General features: G+C 64.1%; 3 protein-coding genes. 1 reads left to right on the forward strand and 2 read right to left on the reverse strand.

Going from position 1 to position 2,173, the window contains the following annotated elements; translation table 11 throughout:
- Positions 1-134 precede the first annotated feature (134 nt).
- Positions 135-368 (reverse strand): LPS translocon maturation chaperone LptM, encoded by a 234-nt coding sequence (gene lptM / locus WBF74_RS03185; protein WP_424435058.1) that lies wholly within the window; start codon positions 366-368, stop codon positions 135-137.
- 4 nt (positions 369-372) lie between these two features.
- Positions 373-1,773, reverse strand: coding sequence for an argininosuccinate lyase (argH, locus tag WBF74_RS03190; RefSeq protein ID WP_424435061.1), 1,401 nt, complete (start codon positions 1,771-1,773; stop codon positions 373-375).
- A 74-nt stretch (positions 1,774-1,847) separates the two neighbouring features.
- On the opposite strand from argH, the gene WBF74_RS03195 reads away from it, so the two are divergent.
- On the forward strand, positions 1,848-2,173 hold a 326-nt coding region (locus WBF74_RS03195; protein WP_424435064.1), incomplete at its 3' end, for a TlpA family protein disulfide reductase.

Here is a 2,173-nt window from a genome sequence, read left to right on the forward strand (position 1 = left end):
AGCAATAGAAAGGCGTGCCGATTGCGGCTGCTATGTCGGGGATCGCAACATCCTCGGCATGGAGGATGCCGCCACGATAGTCGAAATGATGCATCTGTCGGTCCGGGGCAGGCGCGATCCTTCAGGGAAGGCGCTCAGTATTGGTCCACGCGGCGGCGCGGAGAAATGTCTTCCAGCTCCTTGTCGAGCGGGCGGGTGTCGATGGAAGCGTCATCGCCAAGCACCTGTTCGAGCACGGGGCCGGATGGCTGTGCCTCCTTCGGCGTCGCGCCCGGCGGCAATTCAAGATCGCCCTTGCGGCCGCAAGCGGCGAGTGCTGTTGCCAGCACGAGGCCGAGCAGGAGCAGCTTCGTTCCTTGCATCTTCATCGGGTCACTTCTCCCCTTGCCCCGCGTCACCGAGCATTTCGCGCCAGCGGGCAGCCGCCGCGCGCACATTATCCGGGGCGGTGCCACCGAAGCTTGTCCGGCTTGCGACCGAATTGTCCACGCCGAGTACGGAATATACCTCATCCGTGATGCCGGACTCCACCTCGCGCATTTCCTCAAGGGTGAGGCCGTCGAGATCGGTGCCCTTTTTCTCAGCTCGTGCGACGAGGGTGCCGGTCACATGATGGGCCTGACGGAAAGGAAGATTGAGGCGGCGGACGAGCCAGTCCGCGAGATCCGTCGCGGTGGAAAAGCCGCGTGAGGCGGCCGCCCGCATGGCGGGCTTGTTCACGGTGAGGGTCGTCACCATGCCCGTCATGGCGGCAAGCGACAGCGACAGCGCGTCCAGCGCGTCGAAGGCAGCTTCCTTGTCTTCCTGCATGTCCTTCGAATAGGCGAGCGGCAGGCCCTTCATGACGATGAGAAGGGAGGTGAGCGCGCCGATCACGCGGCCCGATTTCGCGCGCACAAGCTCGGCGGCGTCGGGGTTGCGCTTCTGCGGCATGATGGAGGAGCCGGTGGTGAAGCTGTCCGGCAAGCGTACAAAGTCGAAGCCGGGCGTGGACCAGATGACGATTTCTTCGGCAAGCCGCGACAGATGCGTCGCCGCGATGGCGGCGGCGGCGAGCGTTTCCAGCACGAAATCGCGGTCGGACACGCTGTCGAGCGAGTTGCGGGTCGGACCGTCAAAGCCGAGTGCCTTTGCCGTCATGTGGCGGTCGATCGGGAAAGAGGTGCCGGCAAGCGCGGCGCTGCCAAGCGGGCTTTCATTGAGCCGCTTGCGCGCATCCGCCAGCCTTCCCCGGTCCCGCGCTGCCATTTCCACATAGGCAAGGCAGTGATGGCCGAAAGTGACGGGCTGGGCCGTCTGGAGATGGGTGAAGCCCGGCATGATGGTGTCGGCGTGTTCTTCCGCTCGCGCCACAAGGGCGAGCTGGAAGTCACGGAGCTGTTCGTCCAGATGGTCGAGCGTGTCGCGGATATAGAGCTTGAAATCGGTCGCGACCTGATCGTTGCGCGAGCGGGCGGTATGGAGCCTGCCTGCCGCTGCGCCGATGAGGTCGGCGAGCCGTGCTTCCACGTTCATGTGGATGTCTTCAAGGTCGCGGCGGAACTCGAACTTCCCGCTCTCGATCTCGGCCAGAACCGCATCAAGGCCTGCGACGATTTTATCCGCGTCTTCCCTTGAGATAATTCCCTTTTCGGCCAACATGGCCGCGTGGGCCTTCGAGCCCCGGATGTCCTGGGCATAGAAGCGCTGGTCGAAGCCGATGGAGGCGTTGATTTCCTCCATGATCCGGTCGGGACCCTCGCCGAAGCGGCCGCCCCACATCTTGTTGCTCATCATTGTTCTCCGGGGTGTTCTCCGGGGCCGAAGCAGGCTCTGACCCCCTGAAACCCGCCGACAAAGAGTAAGGAATGCCCCAGACAAGAGCCAAATTGATCGCCAGCCTCGCCGGAGCGGCCTTTCTGATCGCTGGGGCGGTATACTTGATCGGGCAGGGGGGCGGCAACCCGGTGCCCGCCGAGAGGGGTGAGGCTTCCCTCGCGCTCGACCGTGTCGCGATCGGCGAAGTGGCCAATTTCTCGCCGAAGCCTGCCCCAGTGGCGCTTGCGGATGTCTCCTTCCGCGATGCTGAGGGGGGCGAGGTGAGCCTTTCCGATTTCCGGGGCAAGCTCGTCCTGCTCAATCTCTGGGCGACATGGTGCGCACCCTGCCGGGAGGAAATGCCGGAGCTTGATGC

The sequence above is a fragment of the Parvibaculum sp. genome (assembly GCF_049672805.1).
In the GTDB taxonomy this organism is placed as follows: Bacteria; Pseudomonadota; Alphaproteobacteria; order Parvibaculales; family Parvibaculaceae; genus Parvibaculum.

Excerpts from the sequence above, each read along its gene's own strand:
- lptM (WP_424435058.1), bottom strand. The coding sequence starts at position 368 with ATGAAGATGCAAGGAACGAAGCTGCTCCTGCTCGGCCTCGTGCTGGCA.
- argH (WP_424435061.1), bottom strand. The coding sequence starts at position 1,773 with ATGAGCAACAAGATGTGGGGCGGCCGCTTCGGCGAGGGTCCCGACCGG.